This window comes from Nonomuraea sp. NPDC049028 (assembly GCF_043197735.1).
In the GTDB taxonomy this organism is placed as follows: Bacteria; Actinomycetota; Actinomycetes; order Streptosporangiales; family Streptosporangiaceae; genus Nonomuraea.
This window is the reverse complement of record NZ_JBICTR010000003.1, coordinates 711240-727155: the sequence shown is the minus strand read 5'-3', so window position 1 is coordinate 727155 and position 15916 is coordinate 711240. Positions and strand designations below refer to the sequence as shown.

The following is a 15916-nucleotide window of genomic DNA, read 5'->3' as shown; positions in this document are numbered from 1 at the left end:
GTCGTTGCTGCGGGTTGGCGGCTAGGAGCGGCTTGGGTTCACGGACAGGATGCGGTCGTCGCCGTCCCTGGGGTCGCCGCGGCCGTCCTTGTTGCTGGTGGACAGCCACAGCGTGCCGTCGGGGGCCGTGGCCAGGCCGCGGAGCCGGCCGTACGTGTCGGTGAAGTGGGCGACCGGCGTGCCGGGCGAGCCGTCCTGACTGAGGGGGATCTGCCACAGGCGCTCCCCGCGCAGCGCGGCCACCCAGAGGGAGCCCGCCGCGTAGGCCGCGCCCGACGGTGAGGCCTCCGACGTGGGCCAGGTGATGATCGGGTTGACGAACCTCGGGTCGTCGCCCTTGCCCTCCACCTCGGGCCAGCCGTAGTTGGCGCCCGGCTTGATGAGGTTGACCTCGTCGAAGGCGTTCTGGCCGAACTCCGAGGCGTACAACCGGCCCGCCGGGTCCCAGGCCAGACCCTGGACGTTGCGGTGGCCGAGGCTGTAGACGAGCGTGCCGAACGGGTTGCCGGGCGCGGGGGCGCCGTCCACCGTCATGCGCAGGATCTTGCCGCCGAGGGAGTCGCGCCGCTGGGCGAGCTGCCGGTCGCCCGTCTCGCCCGTGGTGGCGTATAGGAAGCCGTCGGGCCCGAACGCCAGCCGGCCGCCGTTGTGGATGGCGCCCTTGGGGATGCCGCGCAGGATCACCTTCGGGTCGGACACGGTGTCGCCGGTGAAGCGGTAGCGGACGATCCGGTTGTCGTCGGCGGCGGTGAAGTAGACGAAGACCTGATCGCCCTTGACCGCCACGCCCATCAGCCCGCCCTCGCCGTCCGGGGTGACCCCGTCGATGCGGCCCACCTCGGTGACCTTGCCCGCCGGCGTCACGCGCAGCAGCCTGGCCGTGTCGCGCTCGGTCACCAGCGCGTCGCCGCCGGGGACGAAGGCGATCCCCCACGGCACCGCCAGATCACGCGCCACCGTCTTCGGCGCACCGGGCGGCGGCGCGGCGGCGACGGCCGCGTCCGGCACCGCCCCTCCGGCGCCGGAGCAGGCGGTCAGCACAGCGGTCAGCAGGGCGAGCGGCATCAGGGTCATGAGCTTTCTCATGTGTTCCATACTTCCTCCCTAGCCGTAAGGTTCTCGGCATGAAGATCTGGGTCCCGTCTGATGCCGTTGCCGGGGTTTTGACCGATCTGCCCGGGGTGGAATGCGATATTTATGACGGTACGGGGCCAGTTCCCGATGGCGTAGGCCAGGTGGAGGTGTGGATCCCGCCGCTGATCACCGTTCCGGACGTGCCGGGCCTGCTGGCCGCGATGACCTCGCTGCGTCTCGTACAGACCGTGAGCGCGGGCGTGGAACCGTACCGGCCCCACATGCCGGACGGCGCGGTGCTGTGCAACGCGCGCGGCGTGCACGACGCCGGGACCGCCGAGTGGGCCGTCGGCGCGATGATCGCGGTGCTGCGGGAGTTCCCGGGGTTCGTCGACGCGCAGCGTCAGGGGGAGTGGACCTACCACCACACGGACGTACTGGCCGACTCCACCGTGCTGATCGTGGGCTACGGCTCCATCGGGGCGGCGCTGGAGCGGCGGCTCGGCGGCTTCGAGGTCGAGGTCGTCCGGGTGGCCAGGAGCGCGCGTGACGGCGTGCACCCCCTCGACGAGCTGCCCGCGCTGCTCCCGGCCGCCGATGTCGTGGTGCTGCTCGTGCCCGCCACGTCGGAGACCGCCGGGATGGTCGACGCCGGGTTCCTGGCCCGGATGAAGGACGGCGCGGTGCTGGTCAACGCGGCGCGTGGCGGGGTCGTCGACACCGACGCCCTCGTCGCGGAGCTGAAGACCGGCCGGCTGCGCGCGGCCCTGGACGTGACCGCCCCCGAACCCCTGCCGGCGGGCCATCCCCTGTGGAGCGCGCCCGGCTTGCTGATCACCCCGCACATCGCAGGCAGCACCCCCGCGTCCGGGCGGCGCATGCTGCGCCTGATGCGCTCGCAGCTCCTCCGCTACCTGTCCGGTGAGCAGCTGAACAACATCATCACCGACACGTATTGAGAGGATTCCGGAACGTGGCTGGCCCGTGACCTTCGGTGCGTACGGTTGCCTCTAACCGAGGATTCCTGACTCGCTGTCAAGTGAATCTTCGGGGCAATTGGTCTGTGTGGTTATCAGATCGGTGACGACATCGCCGTTGTCACCACCCGCACACCCGCAAACGCACACACTGGCGATGTGATCGACCGGACTTCGGCGATCACTGGACAGTGTTCGAGACGGGATGGGCTAACGACTGTGATCCGCTGGCGTGATCCACGGGCACCGCTGACCGCCGCAGCGGCGTTCGGTGCGGCGGGGTTCGCGGCTGCGCTCCTTGCGGGCGGCCCGGCTCTGCTCACCGGCGCGATCTCCGGACTCCTCGCGGCGCTGCTCGCCGCGGTCTCCCTGCTCGTCGCCTCGGTCAAATTGGACGAGCACCGCTCGACCGCGCTGGGCGCTCGCTGGATGGGCAGCGGCGCCATCGTCTGGGCCGCCGGAGTCGGGGTGCGTCCGATCGCCGACACCTCCAGCGTCGCGGTGAGTTTCGCGGACCTGCTCGTGCTGCTCGGCGTGGTGCTCACCGCGGGCGGCGTCCTCATCGCGGCCCGGCGCAGGCTGCCCGCCACCGTGGTGCTGCGCCACGTCACCGGCGCCTACCTGTGCGCCGCCTCACTCTTCGTGATCGCCTGGGTGGTGGCGCTGCGGCAGGTCTACGCCGAGGCCGCAGACCCGGCGATGTTCACCTTCGCCATGCTGCCACCGATGATCGCGCTGCTGGTGACCTGCGCCGTGATCCCCTCCGTGATCACCAGCAGGACCGCGGCCTGGCCCCTCGGGCTCGCGGGCACCGGCGTGCTCGCCACCACCTCGATCGCCGGGGTGGCTGCCGCGACCGCGCGCCTCACCGGCGGAGTGCCGCCGACGTGGAGCATCATGATCACGCCCGTGGCGTTCCTGCTCCTGGCCGCCATGCCCTGGGGGCCGCGCCCCGCCGAGCCGCAGGCCCGCGCGAGCGGCAGCGGCATCGGCAACCTGATCGCGACGGTGCCGATGGCGCTGGTCGCGATCGCGACCTGCACGCTGCTCGTGCACCTGGTGGGCGGCCAGCCGCAGACACCGGTCACCGGCGTCGTCGTGCTCATCGCCTCGGTGGTCCTGCTCCTGGTCGTACGACTGTTCGTGCTCGCCGCCGCCAACATCCGGCTGCGCAGGAAGGTCTCGCTCGGCGACCGGCAGCTCAGGGAGCTGGCCGAGAGCACCGGCGACGTGGTGTTCATCTGCGACTACGACGGCCTCATGTACGAGATCGGCGCCGGGATGCAGGTGACCTACGGCTACCGCCCCGAAGACCTCGTCGGCGGGTCGATCTTCGACTACATCCACCCAGAAGACGTCCCCGGCATCCAGGCCGCGCTGAACGCGATGGGCCTCGACGACGAGGGCGCCACGTCCGGCGCCTGCCTGATCGCCTGCCGCGTACGCGCGGCCGACGGCACCTGGCGGCCCACCGAGTCCGTCGCCACCCGCCACGTGGGCGGTGAGGACCAGCTGCTGGTGACCACCCGGGACGTGAGCGACGAGGAGGCCCTGCGCAACCAGGTCGCCCACCTGACCTTCCACGACGGCGTCACCGGGCTGCCCAACCGCTCCTACTTCGAGGAGCGCACGCGCGAGGTGCTGTCCGGCCGGATGTCCGGTCACGTGGCGGTGATCTTCCTCGACCTCGACGGGTTCACCTCGGTCAACGACTCCGTCGGCCATGCCAGCGGCGACTACCTGCTCGGGCAGGCCGCGCGCCGGCTGCGCGGGGCCGTACGCCCCGACGACACGCTCGCCCGGTGGGGCGGCGACGAGTTCGCGGTGCTGCTGGAGACCGGCGGTGAGGCGCAACTGGCGGTCGATCTGGCCGAGCGGTTGGTCAGGGCGGTCTCGCAGGAGCCGTTCCGGGTGGCCGACCGCGACGTGGCGCTGACCGCGAGCGTGGGGGTGGCCTTCGCCGAGGAGGACATGCCCTCCGGGGATCTCATCCGCAACGCCGACGTGGCCATGGCCAGGGCCAAGGAGCTGGGCGGGCGCCGGGTGGAGGTGTTCGCCGCGCAGATGCACGCCGACGTGGTGCGCAGGCTGGAGTTGGCGGCCGACCTGCAGCGGGCGCTGATCGAGCACCAGTTCGCCATCGAATACCAGCCGGTCGTCGACCTGGCCACCTCCCGGGTGACCGCGGTGGAGGCGCTGGTGCGGTGGTGGCGCGGCTCGGAGTTCGTCCCGCCGGACCAGTTCCTCGGCCCGGCCGAGGACACCGGCCTGATCGTGCCGCTGGGCGAGTGGATCCTGCACGAGGCGTGCCGCGAGGTGGCCGCCTGGCGGGCCTCCTCCTGGGACATCGGGCTGTCGCTCAACCTGTCGGCCCGCCAGATCACCGCGCCGCGCTTCGTCGAGACGGTCGAGGAGGCGCTCGCCGAGAGTGGGCTGCCCGCCTCCGCCCTCACCCTTGAGGTGATCGAGGAGATGCTCGTCGAGGACGCCGAGGAGACGGTCAAGCGGCTGTCCGAGCTGCGCGCTCTGGGCGTACGTCTGGCCATCGACGACTTCGGCACCGGCTACGCCTCGCTGGCGTTCCTCAGGCAGCTCCCGGTCGACATGATCAAGATCGACCCGTCGTTCGTGTCCGGGCTGGGCCGCGACGAGACCCTGACCCTGCTCACCCGCACGATCGTCCGGCTCGGCCATGACCTGGGCCTCATCGTGGTGGCCGAGGGCATCGAACGCCCCGAGCAGCTCGAACTCCTGCGGGAAATGGGCTGCACCAGGGGCCAGGGTTTCCTGGTGGCACGCCCGATGGCGGCTCGCGGAGTGGACTCGCTGATGAGGACCAGTCTCACGGTTTGAGACATCTGTCCCAAGAAGTTGACATCAGGGCCCGCACAGGGGCTAAGGTGTGGCCATGCTTCGCAGTGAGATCCTCGTAGTACTTCGCCGGCGCGCAGGCCGATAGCGAAGCACTACAGCCTGCGCGCCGCCCCACTCCCACCCTCGGGTGGATGGGGCATTTTTTATGTCCTTAAGGTGTAGCCACGCAAGGAACGAGCCGATGACCGAACGGATGACAGGTGCACAGGCCCTGGTCAGGGCGCTGGAGCACGTGGGAGTCGACACTGTGTTCGGGATCCCCGGCGGCGCCATCCTGCCCGCCTACGATCCCCTGTACGACTCGACCAAGGTCCGGCACGTGCTCGTACGGCACGAGCAGGGCGCGGGCCACGCGGCCGAGGGATACGCGCAGGCCACGGGCAGGGTCGGGGTCTGCATGGCGACCAGCGGACCGGGTGCGACGAACCTGGTCACGCCCATCGCCGACGCCTACATGGACTCGGTGCCGATCGTGGCGATCACCGGCCAGGTGGCCAGCGCGGCGATCGGCACGGACGCCTTCCAGGAAGCCGACATCTCCGGCATCACCATGCCGATCACCAAGCACAACTTCCTGGTCACCGATGCGCTGGACATCCCCCGCACGATCATGGAGGCCTTCCACATCGCCTCCACGGGCCGTCCCGGTCCGGTGCTGGTCGACATCTCCAAGGACGCGCTGCAGGCCGACACCACCTTCAGCTGGCCGCCGACCATGCAGCTGCCCGGCTACCGGCCGGTGACCAGGCCGCACTCCAAGCAGATCCGCGAGGCCGCGAAGCTGATCGCCGAGGCCAGGCGCCCGGTGCTCTACGTGGGCGGCGGCGTGCACAAGGCGGGCGCCTCGCCCGAACTCCTCAGGCTGGCCGAGCTCGCCAACATCCCGGTCGTCACCACGCTGATGGCGCGCGGAACGTTCCCCGACAGCCATCCCCAGCACATGGGGATGCCGGGCATGCACGGCAGCGTCACGGCCGTCGGCGCGCTGCAGAAGTCCGACCTGCTCATCGGCCTGGGCGTGCGCTTCGACGACCGGGTGACGGGCCAGCTCTCGACGTTCGCGCCGCACGCGAAGGTCGTCCACGCCGACATCGACCCGGCGGAGATCTCCAAGAACCGCCACGCGGACGTGCCGATCGTGGGCGACTGCAAGGAGGTCATCACCGACCTGATCGCCGCCGTCGAGGCCAGTGGCCAGCAAGGCGACTACGCCGCCTGGTGGAAGCTGCTCAACAGTATGAAGGAGACCTACCCGCTCGGCTACGAGGAGTTCGAGGACGGGTCGCTGGCCCCCCAATACGTCATGGAGCGGCTCAGCGCCATCGCCGGGCCCGACACCTACTACGTGGCGGGCGTGGGGCAGCACCAGATGTGGGCCTCGCAGTTCATCGACTACGAGAACCCCGGCACGTTCATCAACTCCGGCGGCCTCGGCACGATGGGATTCGCCGTGCCGGCCGCGATGGGCGCCAAGATGGGGCAGCCGGGCAGCACGGTGTGGGCCATCGACGGCGACGGCTGCTTCCAGATGACCAACCAGGAGCTCGCCACCTGCGCCCTGGAGGGGGTGCCCATCAAGGTCGCGGTCATCAACAACGGTAACCTCGGCATGGTCCGCCAATGGCAGACGCTCTTCTACGACGAGCGCTACTCCAACACCAACCTCCAGACGACGCGCCGCATCCCTGACTTCGTCAAGCTGGCGGAAGCCTATGGTTGTGTCGGTCTGCGCTGCGAGCGGCCGGAGGACGTCGACGAGACCATCAAGAAGGCCATGGAGATCAACGACGTGCCCGTCGTGGTCGACTTCGTGGTCCACCAGGACGCGATGGTCTGGCCGATGGTCGCGGCGGGCACGAGCAACGACAGCATCAAGATCGCCCGTGACATGGCGCCGAAGTGGGAGAGCGAAGAATGAGCAGGCATACGCTTTCTGTGCTTGTCGAGAACAAGCCGGGCGTCCTCGCGCGCGTGTCCGCGCTGTTCAGCAGGCGCGGCTTCAACATCGACTCGCTGGCCGTCGGGCAGACCGAGCACGACGACATCTCACGCATGACCATCGTCGTGAGCGTCGAGGAGCTGCCGCTGGAGCAGGTCACCAAGCAGCTCAACAAGCTGGTGAACGTCCTCAAGATCGTCGAGCTCGACCCGACCCAGTCCGTGCAGCGCGAGCTCATGCTGGTCAAGGTCAAGGCCGACGCCGACAGCCGCTCGCACGTGCTGGAGCTCGTCCAGCTCTTCCGCGCCCGCTGCATCGACGTGGCGGCCGACGCCGTGACCATCGAGGTCACCGGCACTCCGGACAAGCTCGAGGCCTTCGTCAAGGTGCTCGAACCGTTCGGGATCAAGGAGCTCGTCCAATCGGGCATGGTGGCCATCGGCCGCGGCGCCCGTTCCATCACCGACCGGTCCCTCAGGGCACTGGACCGTACCGCCTGAAAGGTTTATGCAAGTGACCGAGATTTACTACGACGACCAGGCCGACCTCTCGATCATCCAGGGGCGTCACGTGGCCGTGCTGGGGTACGGCAGCCAGGGCCACGCCCACGCGCTCTCCCTGCGTGACTCGGGTGTCGACGTGCGCGTCGGCCTGCCGGAGGGCTCCAAGAGCCGGGAGAAGGCCGAGAACGACGGTCTGCGTGTCCTGACGCCTTCGGAGGCGGTCGAGGAGGCCAACCTCACGATGATCCTGGCGCCGGACCACATCCAGCGCCACCTGTACGCCGAGCATGTCGCGCCGAACCTCGTCGAGGGTGACGCGCTGTTCTTCGGCCACGGCCTGAACATCCGCTACGGCCTCATCGAGGCCCCCGAGGGCGTCGACGTCTGCATGGTCGCCCCCAAGGGTCCCGGTCACCTGGTGCGCCGTCAGTTCGAGGCCGGGCGCGGCGTGCCGGTTCTCGTGGCGGTGGAGAAGGACGCCTCGGGCAAGGCGCTGGACCTGGCTCTGTCGTACGCCAAGGGCATCGGTGGCACCCGGGCCGGGGCGCTGCGCACCACCTTCACCGAGGAGACCGAGACCGACCTGTTCGGTGAGCAGGCCGTGCTGTGCGGCGGCGTGTCGGAGCTCATCAAGGCCGGGTTCGAGACGCTGATCGAGGCCGGCTACCAGCCCGAGGTCGCCTACTTCGAGTGCCTGCACGAGATGAAGCTGATCGTCGACCTCATGTACGAGGGCGGCATCTCCAAGATGTACTGGTCCGTCTCCGACACGGCGGAGTACGGCGGCTACACCCGTGGCCCGCGCGTCATCACCGACGAGACCCGCGCCGAGATGCGCCGCATCCTGGGCGAGATCCAGGACGGCACCTTCGCCCGGCAGCTGGTGGAGGAGTTCGACGGCGGTCAGAAGGAGTTCACGCGTCACCGCGAGGAGCTGGCCGAGAACCCGATCGAGAAGACCGGCGCCAAGCTGCGCCCGATGATGAGCTGGCTCAAGGCCTGACAAGCTCGCTTTCCGAGCCCGTGGCGCGCTGGCGCCACGGGCTCGGCCTGTGCTTGGCCGGAAGTCGGTGAGAAGAGTTACGGAAGCCTTCTCTGCGACGCTCTTCGCATAACCGAGCGAAGGCGGGTTCTCCATGCGGAACAAGGTCATGAGCGTGGTGGTCTCAGCGGCCGCCCTGACTATGGCGGCGACACTCTGCACCAGCGTGTCCGCGAGCGCGGATGTCGCGACGACCAAGGTCGGCTACATCAGGAGCATCCACAGAACCCTCGCGGAGTGCGAGAAAGCAGGCTACAAGTACTCCGGGGACCACGAATACTGGGACTGCGATTGGGACAGCCCGTTCTGGGCGCTCTGGGTCCTGAAGTAGACGCGCCGGACCTTTCTTTGTGTCATGCGGGAGAGGGCGGCCGCAAGGGCGATAGCTGCCGAGATTGACTAGATCACTTGATATGTCTTGCCGCTCACTCGGCTCGTTCGCCCCTGGGATGATCTTCGTGCATTGCCCCAGTGGTGAAAGGGAGTCAAGAATGCGTGTACGGACTGCAATAGCGGGCGCGGGAATCGCCGTCCTGGCGGTCGTCGGACTCGGCTTGCCCGCACAAGCGGCCGACTGGGTGTCCTACGGGCAGTTCCCCACTAAGAAGAAGTGTGTCGACGCAGGCCAGCAGTATGTGCGTGAGAACTTCAACGCGTACAAGTGCACCGAGATACCCGGCGCCTGGGTCCTCTGGCTCAAGTAGGCCCGAGTGCCGGTCCCCTGCTCGCCGGGGACCGGCACTCGTTCGCCGCCGGTCGGCAAGGCAGGCGCCTGTCAGCAAGGCAGGCGCAGGTCAATAGGGTAGGCACATGTCGCCGCTCCGGACCCGCATGGCCGCTCGCGATCTGACAGAGCCGCATCGTGTCTCGAGCCCGCTCGAGCTGCTCTTCGATCTCACCTTCGTCGCCGCGGCGTCGCAGATCGTGGGCCGGCTCGCCCACGCCACCGAGCAGGGGCACGGCCTCGAAGCGGTCGGGCCCTTCCTCATGGTCTTCTTCGCCATCTGGTGGGCGTGGATGAACTTCACCTGGTTCGCCTCCGCGTACGACACCGATGACGTGCCGTACCGCGTCATGACGCTCCTGCAGATGGCCGGCGTGCTGGTGCTCGCGGCCGGGGTGCCCGCGGCGTTCGAGGGCGACTTCACCGTCGTGACGATCGGCTACCTCGTCATGCGCGTCGGGCTCGTCAGCCTGTGGCTGCGCGCGGCGGTCGCGCACCCCGAGGGACGGGCGACGGCGCTGCGCTACGCGATCGGCATCTCGTTCGTTCAGGTGCTCTGGGTGTCCAAGCTCGCGCTGCCGGGGGGCGGGCCGGTCTGGTTGTTCATCGTGTGCGCGGTCCTCGACCTCGCGGTGCCGCCGATCGCGGAGCGTACGGGCTCGACGAGCTGGCACCCGCACCACATCGCCGAGCGCTACGGGCTGTTCACCATCATCCTGCTCGGCGAGAGCGTGCTCGCGGCGACGAACGCGGTGCAGGGCGCGGTCGCCCACGGGCTGAGCGTCGAACTCGTCGTCATCGCGATGACCGGCCTGGTCATCCTTTTCGCGCTGTGGTGGATCTACTTCTCCGAGCCGGCCGGCGACGGGCTTGAGGAGCGACGGGAACAGTCCTTCGTCTGGGGATACGGGCACTATCTGATCTTCGCGGCGCTGGCCGCGCTCGGCGCGGGTCTCGAGGTCGCGGTGGCGTCGGCAGGGGAGGGGGAGCACCACATCGCGGCGGGTGCGAAGGCCGTGGTGGCCTCGGTCGCGATCCCGGTCGTCGTCATGCTCGTCCTGCTGTGGGCGCTGCATGCCCCCTTGGTGAGCAGGACCGTCGTGCGGCCGGAGGCGATCGGCGTGGCGGCGGTGCTCGTGGTGCTCGCCGTGTTCGCGGCGCCCAGCATCGGGGTGGCCGCGGGACTCACCGTCATCGCCGCGGTGCTCGTACTCCTGCTCGTGACGACACTCGCGCGCGAGGGGCGCAGGCCGCTCCCCTAGCGCATGTGCGTGCCCCCGCCCATGCCGCGCAGCAGGAGCGCGAGCCCGCCCCGGAACTCCTCGTCCGTGGTGACGTCGTGGGCGTGCCTGGCGGTCTCGGACAGGTAGGGGAGCTCGGCTCGGTCCGCGATGACCTGGGTGCCCGCTCCGGCCAGCGGTCCGAGCTGTTCGAGCTGGATCGCCCCCACCACGTACGCGAGCAGGGAGCGCAGCGCGATCACCCGCTCGCGTCCGTCCAGCCCGGCCTCGGCGAGGATGGCGGCCAAGGGCTCTGACCAGCGCAGTATGGCCACCGACCGGTGCCGATGGGCGATGATCAGCGGCACGAGCCACGGGTGGGAGCCCACGACGTCGCGCAGCCGCTCGACCATGATCTCGATTCGCTCGTGCCAGGTCCGGTCCTTGTCGGGCGGCATGGTGTCGACGGTGTCGAGGACGCGGTCGATGACGAGTTGTTCGAGCTCGCCGCGGTCGTCGACGTAGCGGTAGAGGCCCATGGTGCTCATGCCGATCTCCTGCGCGACCGCGCGCATCGACAGCCCGGCGAGTCCGTCGCGGTCGATGACGGCGAGGGCGGCCGTGGCCAGCTGGTCGGGAGTGAGTGAACGGGGTCGCGGCATGACAGTTGACAGCGTACGGCATACGCCTATCATCGTAAGCGTATGCCGTACGCCTATAGGGGGTTCACATGCGCGTCGTCGCTGCCAGAGAGCTGAGCGCGGTGTCCGGTGAGTCGGTCGCCATCCCTGACCCGGAGCGGCTGGTCCACCTGCAGTTCCGGCGGTTCGCCGGGTGCCCGGTCTGCAACCTGCACCTGCGGTCCATCGTGCGCAGGCACGACGAGATCGAGGCGGCGGGCGTCCGCGAGGTCGTGGTCTTCCACTCACCGGCAGAAGAGCTGGCCGAGCACACGCCCGATCTGCCGTTCCCGGTGATCGCCGACCCGGACAAGCTGCTGTACGTCGAGTTCGGCGTGGAGTCGGCGGCCCGTTCGCTGCTCGACCCGCGCGTGTGGGGAACGATCCTCCGCGTGGTCGCCGTGACCACGTGGCGGGTCCTGCGGGGTCGCGAACGCGGCCCGGCGGCCAAGCCGCACGGCGGTCGGCTGGGCCTGCCCGCCGATTTCCTGATCGGGCGGGATGGCCGGGTGCTCGCCGCCAAGTACGGCGAGCACGCCTACGACCAGTGGTCGGTCGACGAGATCATCGACCTGGCGTCCCACGCGCCGAAACCCGTCCAGAAATAGCTTCTCAAGACGGCAGCCGCACCACCGTGAGCACCCCGTCGCCGACCTCGTGGAGCTGTACGGCGAACCGTCCGTCCGCCGTCACCAGGTCACGAAAGGCCGCCACCTGCTCCTGATGGCTGAGCGCGTTGTCCACCGCGACGACACCCCGAGGGGTGAGCACCCGCTGCAACTGCGGCCAGTAACCCACGTACGCGGGCCGTTCCGCGTCGAGCACCACCAGGTCGACCGACCCGTCCGGACTGGCCGCCAGCACCTCCCCGCCATCCGCGTGGATCACGGTCACGTGGTCGGCCACCTCGGCCGCCGCGATGTTGGACCGCGCCTGGGCGACCCGTGAGGCGTCGATCTCCACCGTCTCCAGATGCCCGCCGGTGTCCCGTACGGCGTCGCCGAACCAGATGGCCGAATAGCCGTTGGACGTACCGATCTCCAGCACCCGCCGGCTCCCCTGGACGCGGATCAGCAGCGCGACGAGACCCGCCGCGCCCGGGGTCATGTTGCGCAGCCGCAGCAGCCGGTCGGCCAGGGGCGCGTCGTGGTCGCGGCCCAGCTGGTAGAGGCTGTCGAGGTAGTCGGCCAAGGATGTGTTCACCTGCGCTCCTTCCTTCTCCTACCGAACCTAGAGTCAGCTCGTCCGGCGCCGTCATCCGCCCCGCGGTTTCGGGTCCCCGAGCACATCAGTTCGTCCAGCGAGGCGAGGCCCTTGCGGATGCGCAGTTCGCCTTATTGACCGGCTGACGGAACCTCGACGAACGATGCCGCGAAGGAGTTGCGGGCGATCTCATCCAGCTGCGTCTCCGTCATGCCCAGCTCGTCGCGCAGCGCCCGGTAGTTGTCCTCGACGTAGCCGCCGAAGTACGCCGGATCATCGGAGTTGACGGTCACCATCAGGCCCTCGTCCAGCATCGCGGGCAGGATGTGGTCCCGCAGCGACGGCACCGTGCGCAGCCGGACGTTCGACAGCGGGCACACCGTCAGCGGGATCCGCTCCTCTCGCAGGCGGGCGACCAGCGAGGGGTCCTCCATGGCGCGGATGCCGTGGTCCACCCGCTCCACCTTGAGCACGTCCAGGGCCTCCCACACGTAGTCCGGGCCGCCCTCCTCGCCGGCGTGCGCGACCCGGCGCAGGCCCTCCGCGGCCGCCATGTCGAACACCCGGCGGAACAGCGCCGGCGGATGACCGACCTCCGCCGAGTCCAGCCCGACGCCGATGAAGTGGTCCCGGTACGGCAACGCGGCCCGCAGCACCTGCTCGGCCTCCTCAGCCCCCCGGTCACGCAGGAAGCACATGATCAGGGCCGCCGAGACGTCGCTGTCCTTGAGGGCGGCCGACAGCCCGCCGAACACCGCCTCCAGCGACACGCCCCTGCTCAGATGCGCCTGCGGGTCAAAGAAGATCTCGGCATGCCGTACGCCCTGCGCCCGGGCCCGCCCCAGGTAGGCGGTGGCGAGGTCGTAGAAGTCCCGGTCGGTGCGAAGGACCGCCATGTTCTCGTAGTAGATGTCCAGGAACGACTGGAGATCGGCGAAGTCGTAGCGCGCCCTGATGGCCTCCGCGTCGAAGGTCGGCAGCTCGATCCCGTTGCGCCTGGCCAGCTCGACGACGAGCTCGGGTTCGAGGGTGCCTTCGATGTGCAGATGGAGTTCGGCTTTGGGACGCATGTGATCGAGTAAACCTGACAAGACGCCGGCCACGGTATCGTGCGAACCTCCGAACTCTCGCCCGATGACCTGGCATAACATCACATTCATGAGGCTGGCGGATCTGGTGGCGCGCGAAGACCTGAGTCTCGTGCCGGTGACCGGACATGACGGGCTCGGCAGGGAGGTGGGGCGAGCCTATCCGACGGATCTGCCCGACCCACGACGCTACCTGCGCCCCGGCGACCTCGTCCTGACCAGCGGGGTCTGGTACACCCAGCCGTCCGACTGCGAGACGTTCGCCGACGCGCTGTGGACGAGCGACGCCGCCGGGTTGATCGTCGGGCTGGTCGTGCTGGGGGAGCTGCCGGAAGCGCTGGTCAAGGCGTGCGAGCGCCGCCGGTTGCCGCTGCTCCTGGCCGCGCCCGACCAGTCGTTCGGCGCGATCACCGAGGTGGTGATCGAGGAGGCGTTCGCGGCCGAGCGGCGCAGGGACGAGCGGGCCCGTGCGCAGACGCTGCTCGACCTGCTGGGCACGCAGCGGATCGCGCCCGGTGAGGTGTCGGCCCACCTGCGGCTGCTCGGCGCCGATCCAGGGCAGCCGACCACGGCCATGGTGGTGGCCAGGACCGGCGGGTCGGAGGACGACGACGTGCCCGCGATCATGTACGCGCTGGCCAGGAGAGGGCGGCAGCTGGTCGTCGGCGGGCGGTCCGACGAGGGGATCGTGCTGGTCAACGGCAAGGTGTCGCGCCAGGCGCTGACCGACGAGTTGCGCGCGCTGGTGACCAACCGGCCGGGGATGCGGGTGGCGGCCGGGATCAGCGACGCGACCGCCAGCGTGTCGCAGCTCGGCGAGGCGCTGGAGTCCGCGCGGCGGGGCATGGAGTCGGCCCGCTACGGCGAGGGGCCGGTGTCGGTCATGTCGGTCGCCGACGTGGACAGCCACGAACTCCTGCTGGCCCAGCTGCCCGTGAGCGTGCGGCGCTCGTTCCGGGAGCACCTGCTCGGGCCGATCATCGAGTACGACGCGCGGCACGGCTCCGAGTTGCTGCGCACGCTCGACGTCTTCCTGGAGACGTGCGGCTCCTGGCAGCGGACGGCCGACGAGCTGTATGTGCACGTCAACACGTTGCGCTACCGCATGCAGCGGATCGAGGAGCTGACCGGGCGGCGGATGTCGTCGATGCGCGACCGTACGGACCTCTATCTGGCCCTCAGATCAGGGCAGTCGTCCGACGGATAGCGGTCAGGGCAGCTCGCCCGCGACCAGGCGTCCTCGTGAGACCACGGCGATGATGTTCTCCACGGCCAGGTCCGCGATCCGTTCCCACGGGCGCCCGCGCAGCACGATGAAGTCGGCCCCGAGTCCGGGCTCGATCCGGCCCACCGGCACGCCGATCGAGTCGGCGGCATCCGAGGTGGCCGCGCGCAGCGCCTCCGAGGCGGACATGCCCAGGATCTCGGTCATGTGGACCACCTCGGCGAGCTGGTCGCCGAACTGGACGTGGTGCCCGTTGGCATCGGTGCCCAGAACGAAGCGGACACCCAGCCGCGCCGCCTCGGCGAGCAGCACGTTGCGCGTGGCCACGAGCTCGGCGGCCTTGGCCATCGACTCCGCGGTGACCGGGACCCGGCCTTCGGCGATGGCCTCGTTGATCAGCAGGGTCGGCGCGACGGGCGTGCGGCGGGCCGCGAGCACCTCGGCGAGATCCGCGCTCAGCAGCGTGCCGTGCTCGATCGAGTCGACGCGCTCCTCGACGGCGACGCGGATGCCCTCCTCGGAGTGGGCGTGGGAGGCCACCAGCATGCCGAGCGCGTGCGCCTCGTCGACGACGGCCCTGATCTCCTCGCGCGTGTAGTTGCGCCAGCCGTTCTTGTCGCCGATCGACAGCACGCCGCCGCTGGTGGTGAGCTTGATGCCGTCCATCCCGGCGCGGGCCCAGGTGCGTACCAGCTTGCGGCACTCGTCGGGCCCGTCGGCGGTGGGCTTGCGCTGCGGGATCGCCGGCGGCACGAACAGGTCGTTGTGCCCGGCGGTCATGCCGACCACGCCGTGGACCTGGACGCGCGGGCCGGGCAGCACGCCCGCGTCGAAGGCCCGGCGCAGCGCGATCTGCGCCTCGTCCCCGGCCAGGTCGCGCAGGGTCGTCACGCCATGGCGCATGGCCCGCTGGGCGTGGGCGACACCGTGCAGCACCTGCTCGTCGCGGGTCGTGACGAGCGGCCAGGTGGCGAAGTCGGGCATCGGTCCCGCACCGGCGTAGCCGATCAGGTGCACGTGCGTGTCGACCAGGCCGGGCAGCACGCACAGCTCGTCATACCGCTGCGTGGCGGGCCGCACCTCGCCGATCCGGTCCGGTTCCCAGCTCAGCTCGACCGGGCCGCGGAATTCGGTGCCGTCCCAAAGGGGGATTCCGTCCAGTTTCATGTCACCAAAAACGCTACCGGACGCCTTCTACCGCTGGAGGGATCTACGGACCTCGCCGAGCGCTCTCGTAGGGACCTACAGGGTCTGAAGCGCCGGTGCTGGGCTTTTCCACATCCGGGCCCCGCACCCCATGCGATGTCCGATTTTTCGTCACACGATGGTAATAATCGGTGTATAGCTTCCTGACCTGCAGGTTCACG

General features: G+C 69.6%; 15 protein-coding genes. 10 read left to right on the top strand and 5 right to left on the bottom strand.

Annotated features, from left to right (window positions below; genetic code table 11):
- Positions 1-21: 21 nt before the first annotated feature.
- Positions 22-1095: a PQQ-dependent sugar dehydrogenase gene (locus ACGFJ2_RS14375; RefSeq protein WP_393468066.1), complete on the bottom strand. Its 1074-nt coding sequence runs from the start codon at positions 1093-1095 to the stop codon at positions 22-24.
- Positions 1096-1124: 29 nt separating this feature from the next.
- Between ACGFJ2_RS14375 and ACGFJ2_RS14370 the strand changes: the two genes are divergently transcribed.
- The 8 genes from ACGFJ2_RS14370 (at position 1125) to ACGFJ2_RS14335 (ending at position 10395) form a co-directional block, all read left to right on the top strand.
- On the top strand, positions 1125-2033 hold the full coding sequence (locus tag ACGFJ2_RS14370; RefSeq protein ID WP_357950199.1) for a 2-hydroxyacid dehydrogenase: 909 nt from the start codon (positions 1125-1127) through the stop codon (positions 2031-2033).
- 237 nt (positions 2034-2270) lie between these two features.
- Positions 2271-4904 (top strand): EAL domain-containing protein, encoded by a 2634-nt coding sequence (locus ACGFJ2_RS14365; RefSeq protein ID WP_358178495.1) that lies wholly within the window; start codon positions 2271-2273, stop codon positions 4902-4904.
- 202 nt (positions 4905-5106) lie between these two features.
- Positions 5107-6843 carry an acetolactate synthase large subunit gene (locus tag ACGFJ2_RS14360; RefSeq protein ID WP_357950204.1) on the top strand — a complete coding sequence of 579 codons (1737 nt, stop codon included), beginning with the start codon at positions 5107-5109 and terminating at the stop codon, positions 6841-6843.
- Positions 6840-7364, top strand: coding sequence for an acetolactate synthase small subunit (ilvN, locus tag ACGFJ2_RS14355; protein ID WP_225292071.1), 525 nt, complete (start codon positions 6840-6842; stop codon positions 7362-7364). The genes ACGFJ2_RS14360 and ilvN overlap by 4 nt, the downstream gene beginning before the upstream one ends.
- Before the next feature lie 22 nt (positions 7365-7386).
- A complete protein-coding gene (gene ilvC, locus ACGFJ2_RS14350; protein WP_357950756.1) occupies positions 7387-8370 on the top strand; it encodes a ketol-acid reductoisomerase in 984 nt (327 codons plus the stop codon).
- 133 nt (positions 8371-8503) lie between these two features.
- Complete coding sequence (locus tag ACGFJ2_RS14345; RefSeq protein ID WP_393468061.1) at positions 8504-8740, top strand: hypothetical protein; 237 nt, start codon at positions 8504-8506, stop codon at positions 8738-8740.
- A gap of 160 nt (positions 8741-8900) precedes the next feature.
- The gene (locus ACGFJ2_RS14340; RefSeq protein ID WP_358539403.1) at positions 8901-9113 is read left to right on the top strand and encodes a hypothetical protein; all 213 of its coding nucleotides are present in this window, start codon (positions 8901-8903) and stop codon (positions 9111-9113) included.
- Positions 9114-9219: 106 nt separating this feature from the next.
- Entirely contained in the window at positions 9220-10395 is a 1176-nt protein-coding gene (locus ACGFJ2_RS14335) for a low temperature requirement protein A (RefSeq protein WP_393468057.1), read from the top strand.
- On the opposite strand, the gene ACGFJ2_RS14330 is transcribed toward ACGFJ2_RS14335, so the two are convergent.
- The gene (locus tag ACGFJ2_RS14330; protein WP_357950218.1) at positions 10392-11015 is read right to left on the bottom strand and encodes a TetR/AcrR family transcriptional regulator C-terminal domain-containing protein; all 624 of its coding nucleotides are present in this window, start codon (positions 11013-11015) and stop codon (positions 10392-10394) included. The genes ACGFJ2_RS14335 and ACGFJ2_RS14330 overlap by 4 nt on opposite strands.
- Before the next feature lie 68 nt (positions 11016-11083).
- On the opposite strand from ACGFJ2_RS14330, the gene ACGFJ2_RS14325 reads away from it, so the two are divergent.
- On the top strand, positions 11084-11641 hold the full coding sequence (locus ACGFJ2_RS14325) for a peroxiredoxin-like family protein (RefSeq protein ID WP_393468054.1): 558 nt from the start codon (positions 11084-11086) through the stop codon (positions 11639-11641).
- A gap of 4 nt (positions 11642-11645) precedes the next feature.
- On the opposite strand, the gene ACGFJ2_RS14320 is transcribed toward ACGFJ2_RS14325, so the two are convergent.
- The gene (locus tag ACGFJ2_RS14320) at positions 11646-12236 is read right to left on the bottom strand and encodes an O-methyltransferase (protein WP_393468052.1); all 591 of its coding nucleotides are present in this window, start codon (positions 12234-12236) and stop codon (positions 11646-11648) included.
- A gap of 131 nt (positions 12237-12367) precedes the next feature.
- Entirely contained in the window at positions 12368-13306 is a 939-nt protein-coding gene (locus tag ACGFJ2_RS14315; protein WP_357950226.1) for an adenosine deaminase, read from the bottom strand.
- Positions 13307-13394: 88 nt separating this feature from the next.
- Between ACGFJ2_RS14315 and ACGFJ2_RS14310 the strand changes: the two genes are divergently transcribed.
- The gene (locus tag ACGFJ2_RS14310) at positions 13395-14531 is read left to right on the top strand and encodes a PucR family transcriptional regulator (RefSeq protein WP_393468049.1); all 1137 of its coding nucleotides are present in this window, start codon (positions 13395-13397) and stop codon (positions 14529-14531) included.
- Between the two features lie 3 nt (positions 14532-14534).
- Here ACGFJ2_RS14310 and ACGFJ2_RS14305 read toward each other — a convergent pair whose 3' ends face one another.
- The gene (locus ACGFJ2_RS14305) at positions 14535-15716 is read right to left on the bottom strand and encodes an amidohydrolase family protein (RefSeq protein ID WP_393468046.1); all 1182 of its coding nucleotides are present in this window, start codon (positions 15714-15716) and stop codon (positions 14535-14537) included.
- Between the last annotated feature and the right edge of the window lie 200 nt (positions 15717-15916).

Bases quoted from the DNA above. Each gene is read 5' to 3' on its own strand.
- ACGFJ2_RS14375 (WP_393468066.1), bottom strand. From the start codon at position 1,095: ATGGAACACATGAGAAAGCTCATGACCCTGATGCCGCTCGCCCTGCTG.
- ACGFJ2_RS14370 (WP_357950199.1), top strand. From the start codon at position 1,125: ATGAAGATCTGGGTCCCGTCTGATGCCGTTGCCGGGGTTTTGACCGAT.
- ACGFJ2_RS14360 (WP_357950204.1), top strand. From the start codon at position 5,107: ATGACCGAACGGATGACAGGTGCACAGGCCCTGGTCAGGGCGCTGGAG.
- ilvN (WP_225292071.1), top strand. From the start codon at position 6,840: ATGAGCAGGCATACGCTTTCTGTGCTTGTCGAGAACAAGCCGGGCGTC.
- ACGFJ2_RS14345 (WP_393468061.1), top strand. From the start codon at position 8,504: ATGCGGAACAAGGTCATGAGCGTGGTGGTCTCAGCGGCCGCCCTGACT.
- ACGFJ2_RS14340 (WP_358539403.1), top strand. From the start codon at position 8,901: ATGCGTGTACGGACTGCAATAGCGGGCGCGGGAATCGCCGTCCTGGCG.
- ACGFJ2_RS14335 (WP_393468057.1), top strand. From the start codon at position 9,220: ATGTCGCCGCTCCGGACCCGCATGGCCGCTCGCGATCTGACAGAGCCG.
- ACGFJ2_RS14330 (WP_357950218.1), bottom strand. From the start codon at position 11,015: ATGCCGCGACCCCGTTCACTCACTCCCGACCAGCTGGCCACGGCCGCC.
- ACGFJ2_RS14325 (WP_393468054.1), top strand. From the start codon at position 11,084: ATGCGCGTCGTCGCTGCCAGAGAGCTGAGCGCGGTGTCCGGTGAGTCG.
- ACGFJ2_RS14315 (WP_357950226.1), bottom strand. From the start codon at position 13,306: ATGCGTCCCAAAGCCGAACTCCATCTGCACATCGAAGGCACCCTCGAA.
- ACGFJ2_RS14310 (WP_393468049.1), top strand. From the start codon at position 13,395: ATGAGGCTGGCGGATCTGGTGGCGCGCGAAGACCTGAGTCTCGTGCCG.
- ACGFJ2_RS14305 (WP_393468046.1), bottom strand. From the start codon at position 15,716: ATGAAACTGGACGGAATCCCCCTTTGGGACGGCACCGAATTCCGCGGC.